Below are 6728 nucleotides of genomic sequence, written 5' to 3'. Positions count from 1 at the left end.
GATACCCCTTAAATTTTAAAATGTTTTGGCTTTTAATTCTTTCTTGTATTCAGTGAACGCATAAGCGGCACTAAGATTTTTAAACGAATTTTATTAAGCCCGTGAAGTCCTTAAATCTTTGACGCGGGGTAAACCCCCTATTTAATCAACGAGGAACTTCACGGAAACATTTTAACCGAAACCTAAGAAATAATGACTTATGCTCGAGAAGTCGGCTCGCAAAAAAATATTTCAGGTTTCTAGATAAGTATCATACAATTTAATCAGACAAAAAAGTCAAATTTAACGTCAAACAGCTTTAAATTTAACCCGTTTGCCGTAAAATATCTGCGGATAAAAAGATAGCGCCGCGCCGCGCACGAGCCTAGTCCTAGCGCAAGGCAAGAGTACGGCGATCAAACCCAAATTTAACCCGAGCTTTCGGGCTAAATTTGAGTGGGTTTCAAAAGTAAAAGAGGATAAATTTACTCCACGAGCTTCATCTGCTCGGCGCAGATGGCCTTCCACGAGCTTTGCAGATTTGAGCCGACGCACTCCTGCAGATATGGCTTTGCTTCGCTTTCGCGTTTTAGCTTGATGTAGATTTCCGAGATCTGAGCTAGCGCGCGCAGCCTGTTTTCGGGATCTAGACGCGTATCTACGAGCTCCTGCGCGGCCTGTAAAGCCTCGCCGAGTCTATCTAGCTTGCTTAGTGAGCCGATGTACTCAAAGTCGATTTTCGGGCTAAAAGTGGCTATATGTAGGCGTTTTTGTAGGTCGATCGCCTTTTTGGCGTAAACCGACGCGTTTAAAAAGTCGTTCGCGCCGTACGTCGCCTCAGCCATGCGGTCGTAGAGCTCGATGACCTTAAAGTCGTTTTTGCGTAGAGTCTCGACGGCCGTTATCGTCGCGGCGGCGTCGGAGAGCCTGCCTAGCCCCATCAGCGCTTCAAATCTATAAAAAAGCACGGGCGAAACGTCGGCGTACTCCTGCCTAGATGCTATAGCTAGGGCTTCGTCTGCCACGCGCAAGGCATCGTTATACTTTTCCGTTTTTATCAAAACGGAGGCTAGTTTGATGAGCCACTCCACGCGGTCTAGCATATCTGGCGCAAGGATATTTTGCGAGGCTAGCTCGTGCGCGGCGGCGAAGCGAGAAAGGCGCATATAGCAGTCAAATAGTTTAAATTTAGCCCCGATTTTCTCGCCTACGCCGTAGTTTTCGGTCAAATTTACCGCCGTAGCACAGTCGTTTTGGCGAATGGCTTCATCTGCTAAATTTAGCGCAGCCTGAGCTAAAACGGCGCTTGCGTCCGTATCGTTTAGATCGCGCACGGCCTGGGTATAGCGCAGGACGGAGTCAAATTTACGCTCTTTTAGATAGAGCGCAACCTGCTCTTTTAGCGCTTTAACGCCGACGTCCGTTTTGCCGTATTTGTCGATGAGCGCGTCGTAGTGCTCGTGCAGCTTAGTCGCATTATTCTCGTCGTTTCTAGCGAAAAATAGCTTATCTAGCGCATTTTGCACGATGGCGGCGTACTGCCCATCCGCAAACTCGCTTTGGTATCTTTTTAGGTATTCGTAGGCTTTTTGCGTGTCCGGCGTGCCGGTTAGCGCGATGCCTAGATTTTTTAGCACGGTTTCGTACTCGTCGTCGTTTTTGTCTAATCTAGCGAGTAAAATTTCATAAATTCTCGCGGCGATATCGTCCATCTTTTTCTCGTGAAATACCCCAGCCAGCGCCATTAGCTTGGACGCGTCGTTTAGTAGATATTCTTGGTTTCTGTTTAAAATTTTAAGCATAAAGTCCTTGGCGCGGTCAAATTTCGCCTTGTCGATACTGCCTTGCACGAGGCTAAGAGCCGCGCGGCTAGCTACGTCTAGCGTCTGCGCCGAGTACAGCACGTCCTCATACATCCTCACGGCCTCGTCCTGCCTACCGGAGGCGTAGAGCTTATCGGCAAACTCAAGCTCGGCTAGCTTGGTGAAATTTGAGTTTGGATGTTCGCTTTTAAGGATATCTAGCGTGTAGCTCGCGTCGCTAACGAGCTCTTGTCTAAGATAAGCCCTAGTCACTAGATATAGCGCCTCAGGGTAGTTTTCATCCGACACGAACCTGCGCATCCACGCGCGCCCCTCGCTTGCGACGTCTGCTGCGCCAAGCCCCTCAAAGCTATTTTGCGAGTCTAAAATTTTATCCAAAGCGCGCAGCCTATACAGCAAAAACTCGCTGGCAAAGATACTATTTGGATAGCGGCGTAGCGCCGTTTGCGTCGTGCTTATCGTCTCATCGTAGCGCTTGGCCTCATAGCTTTTTTTGACGTCTAGGTACATGTTTATATCGTTGCTATCGCTGCTTTCTATCGGGGCCTTATTTAGATCTAGCGGTCCGACGCTAGGCGCGGTCATCTGCTCAAATATCGGGGCGAAATTTATCCCCGCGTTTGCTTGTTTTTTAAATTCGCTTAAATTTTGATCTATCACGATGGCGTGACGTTTGGCCACTCCGCCGTTTTTACTAAAAGGCACGGTAGGAGCGCCGTAAAGAGACTCGCTAGAAGATATCAAGCGAGAATTCGCGCGCGGCACGATATAGACTCGCATACCGCTCTTTTCCTCGCGGAATCTCACCTCCGCAAGAGCCAAAATTTTATCCTCGACCTTCGGCAACGTGCCGCCAGGAAGATCGCAAAAATAAAGCTTGCGGTCGTAGGCGAGGATCTCCTCTTTACAAACAAGCCCCTTCTCGTCGCTAATGTTTATCACGGTGTAGGGCCTGCCGTCCTCTGCGCCCGAATTTACGCTCAGGCTAAAAGAAAACGCCAAAATCGGTAAAAAAAGTAAAAAATATTTTCTCATGCGACCATTATACCCTTTTTCGTTTAAAAAGCGCTATAAAAGCGAATATTACGCGCTTTAAAGGCTATTTTTTTACTAAATTCAGCGCGTTTGGATAAAATTTTATTTAGCCTAAATTTAACTTTGCCATAGCAAGAAATTTGGATTTTAAAGCAGCGCGGCTGCGGATAAATTTAACCGTCGCAAGCCAAAAGCTCCGCCCGCTACGTCAAATTTGACGTAGCAAGTCCGGCTTTTGTGATTAAATTTATAAAATTTGCCCGCCTCGGCGGATAAATCCGCCTTCCGAATTTGACCGATTGCCGCTACGCCTCTTTTGAGATATTAACGAGCTTAAAGGCATATCCGCTAAATTTCGCCTTGCAAAGCGCGACCGTGCCCTTCATCTGCGGCTCTAGCTTAAATTTAATCCTTATTTCTACGCCATTAGCTTGCACACTCACCATATCGCCGTCTTTTACCTTTGCGGCTGCGGCAAACGACGCCGAGCCGATTAGCTCCTTTATCTCGCCGCTTAAATTTGACCCGTCCGCCTCATCCATAAAAAACACGACGCTACCGTCAAAGCTCTCGGGCTCTTTTAGCGGCGTTAGCTTGCCGTCCGTTTTAAACTCGCCCTGCGCGCCGTCGGCCAAAACGACGTTTTTGCCGAGCATTTGCAAAAACTCGAATATATTTTTCGCGTCCGCATGGGCTAAAAAGGAGCTATCTATCACGATATTTTCGCACTCCTCTAAAAACTCCGCGATCTGCTCAAACTCCTCCTCGCCGACGTTGCACTCGCCGCTTAGGTATCCTTCGTCAAGCCCCTCAAAATATTCGCGCGTTTGCTCGTCAAATTTAGCCGCGTCAAGCGAGTATTTACAAAGCAAAGCTAGCACGTAGCTAGCCGATCCGATCTCGCAGCGAACGAGATTTTCAGCGCCTAAAATTTTATCCTCAAAGCAAGAAATATATAAAAATTCGTTTTGCTTTATTTGCTTTGCTAGCTGCGGATTTTGCTCGCAAAGTAGGCTTGCCAGGCTTAAAGTTTTTGCATTTTTAAATTCGCTAAATTTCATCGTTTATCCTTTAAATTTAGCTTGGATTTTATAAAAATTTGTTTTAAGAGGGGGTAAATTTGCGCCGATTAGACGCAAATTTGGTTATTTTTCTAGGCCGAATTTGACGGCTGCTTTAGCAAGCTCGAGAGTAGCGTCTACGAATTTATCTTTTTTCGTCGCATACGGTAAAAATAGCGGTATCTCCGTGCAAGCCGCGATATACGCATCAGCCTCGATAGCCGCGATCGTATCGTTAAAGAGACCCACGTACTCTTTTAGCTTGTTTGCCTTTGCGCCCTTGTAGATGCAGTCCATGACGTCGCTCATCAAATTTTCGGGGATTTTTACGCACTCTAGGCCCGCGGCGATCAGCTCGTTTTCGTAAATTTTAGCTGCGGTCGTGCCGGTAGTGGCGATGACGGCGATCTTTTTAGCGTGCGGGAAATTAGACTTTATCGACGCGGTCGCGATTTTAGCGATGTGCAGGATATTTACGCCGCACTCCTGCGTTAGGCGCTCGGCAAAATAGTGAGCCGTGTTGCAAGCTATGCAGACAGCCTCGCAGCCGGCGTTTTTTAGCCTAGTTGCAGACTCTTTCATAAAAGGAAACGGATCCTCGCCTCCATGCAGGATATACGCCGTGCGGTCCGGGATCTGCGGGTGGTTATCGATGACGATGGGGATGTTGTCCTGATCCTTTGCGGCGTTTGTGAGTTCTACGATCTTAGCGTATAGATCTATCGTAGCTAGCGGTCCCATACCGCCTAAAATTCCGATTCGTTTCATGAAAAAGTCCTTAAATTTAAAAAGCCGAGAACGAAGTCTCGGCTAAATTTAGCTCAAAAATCCCTACAAAAGAATCGGAGCTATCAAAAATCCAAGCGCAACAGAAAGCGCAACCATGATAGTGCCCGGTACGAAAAACGAATGGTTAAATACAAATTTACCCACTCTAGTAGTTCCCGTATCGTCCATAGCGATAGCGCCCAAAGTCGTAGGATACGTAGGAAGTACGAATAATCCTGAAACTGCGGCAAATGAAGCTACGAGTATCCAAATGTCTTTCGAACTTTCAGGAGAAGTCATACCTAGAGCTGCAGCAACCGCAGGCATCATAACCTTAGTCGTAGCGGCCTGCGAATATAACAAGCAGCTTAGGAAATATAGAGCGATAGCTAGCACAAACGGATACTGCGTGACTACGTTTTTAGCTACCTCTTTGATACCGTCGATGTGTCCGTTTACAAAGGTAGTGCCTAGCCACGCGATACCGATGACGCAGATGCAGGCGTTCATACCGCTTTGAAATGTGCTGGTAGAAAGAAGCTTGCCAGTGTCGATCTTGCAACAAACGGCAATAAGAAAGCCGATAGTAAGCATAATGCTAATAATCGCGCTATCTCTTGAAAGGATAGGTTTTTCTATAAGCCCTAGACTCTTTGAGATAAGAAGAGCATAACAAACCACGACTACGACGCCTACGGCAAATATCGCGACCGATCTTTTAGCATACGGTTTTGGTTCATCATACTCGTGCGCTTTGATTTCTTCTACCAAGCCTTTGGCAAGCCTATCTTGGTAAATAGGATCTTTTGAGAGGTCTAGATCGTAAAATTTATTTACGATAAAGGCCGTAACAAGCACGGCTACGAAAGTAGTAGAAATGCATATAAAAAGCAGCATAGGATAGCTAACGCCTAGCTTTTCGCATAGACCGCTCATAGCAACGAAAGCCGCAGATATCGGACTAGCGGTAATGGCCACTTGAGACGAAACGACCGAGAGCGCTAGCGGCGCGCTTGGCTTAATGTTTTGGGTTTTAGCAACCTCTACGATAACCGGTATCATAGAAAATGCAGTGTGTCCAGTGCCGGCTAATATAGTAAGCAAATACGTAACAACCGGTGCTAGGTAGTTGATTTGCTTTGGGTTTTTACGCAAAATTTTAGATGCGATCTGAACCAAATAATCAAGTCCGCCCGCCACTTGCATCGCCGTAATCGCAGAAATTACGGATGCAATAATCAAAATAACGTCTATCGGGATATCTTTCATATCCACCTTCATACCCAGTATCGCTAAAATAACGACACCAAGACCGCCGGCGTATCCAACGCCCATACCGCCTAGCTTAACGCCTAGGTAGATGCCTCCAAATAGGACTATGAGCTGGAAAATCAGCATAATATCCATAGGAAAACTCCTTTAAGTAAATTTAACTTATAAATTTAAAAACGCCGAAAGATCGCTCTCTCGGCGCGCGCATGCCTAAATTTATTTACCCATATGAGGGTTTAGCATATTTTTAGGCTCTAAGATTTTGTCGATTTCCTCTTTTTTGAGGTAGCCTCTTTCTAAGCAGATATCGCCTACGGCTTTGCCGGTTTGCAACGCTTCTTTAGCGATGCTTGCTGATTTTTCGTAGCCGATATATGGGTTAAACGCAGTTACGATACCGACTGATCCGAGTACTGACTTTAAGCATGCCTCAGGATTTGCAGTTAGTTTTCTGATAGCTTTTTCGGCTAGGGTTTTCATCGCATTTTCAAGGATAAAGATCGAGTTAAATAGTGCGTAAGCGATGCCCGGCTCAAACGCGTTTAGCTCAAATTCGCCTCTCTCGCTGCAAAGCATGATGGTTACGTCATTGCCGATTACCTCGTAGCATGCTTCGCCTACGACCTCTGCGATGACCGGATTTACTTTACCCGGCATGATAGAGCTACCTGGTTGCATTTGCGGTAAATTTATCTCGCCAAGACCGCATCTTGGGCCTGAGTTCATTAATCTTAGATCGTTTGCGATCTTGCTTAGGCGAACGGCAGCGGTTTTTAGCGCGCCGCTAACG

Annotated in this window: 6 protein-coding genes; all 6 read right to left on the bottom strand. The window is 46.6% G+C overall.

The features are described from left to right. Positions 1–288: 288 nt before the first annotated feature. Positions 289–507: a hypothetical protein gene (locus tag RYL88_RS10600; protein ID WP_314904450.1), complete on the bottom strand. Its 219-nt coding sequence runs from the start codon at positions 505–507 to the stop codon at positions 289–291. Next, positions 465–2837 (bottom strand): hypothetical protein, encoded by a 2373-nt coding sequence (locus tag RYL88_RS10595; protein ID WP_314991159.1) that lies wholly within the window; start codon positions 2835–2837, stop codon positions 465–467. Before RYL88_RS10595 ends, RYL88_RS10600 begins: the two co-directional genes overlap by 43 nt. A gap of 305 nt (positions 2838–3142) precedes the next feature. Next, positions 3143–3898 carry a hypothetical protein gene (locus RYL88_RS10590; protein ID WP_314991157.1) on the bottom strand — a complete coding sequence of 252 codons (756 nt, stop codon included), beginning with the start codon at positions 3896–3898 and terminating at the stop codon, positions 3143–3145. Between the two features lie 84 nt (positions 3899–3982). Further along, the gene (locus tag RYL88_RS10585; protein ID WP_314991155.1) at positions 3983–4666 is read right to left on the bottom strand and encodes an amino acid racemase; all 684 of its coding nucleotides are present in this window, start codon (positions 4664–4666) and stop codon (positions 3983–3985) included. A 63-nt stretch (positions 4667–4729) separates the two neighbouring features. Then, positions 4730–6073 carry an anaerobic C4-dicarboxylate transporter gene (locus RYL88_RS10580; protein WP_314991153.1) on the bottom strand — a complete coding sequence of 448 codons (1344 nt, stop codon included), beginning with the start codon at positions 6071–6073 and terminating at the stop codon, positions 4730–4732. A gap of 81 nt (positions 6074–6154) precedes the next feature. Then, positions 6155–6728, bottom strand: a 574-nt coding sequence (locus RYL88_RS10575) for a lyase family protein (protein WP_314991151.1), incomplete at its 5' end; no start/stop codon positions are given.

This window comes from uncultured Campylobacter sp. (genome assembly GCF_963517995.1).
GTDB lineage: Bacteria > Campylobacterota > Campylobacteria > Campylobacterales > Campylobacteraceae > Campylobacter_A.
This window is presented reverse-complemented; position numbering and strand designations above follow the sequence as displayed.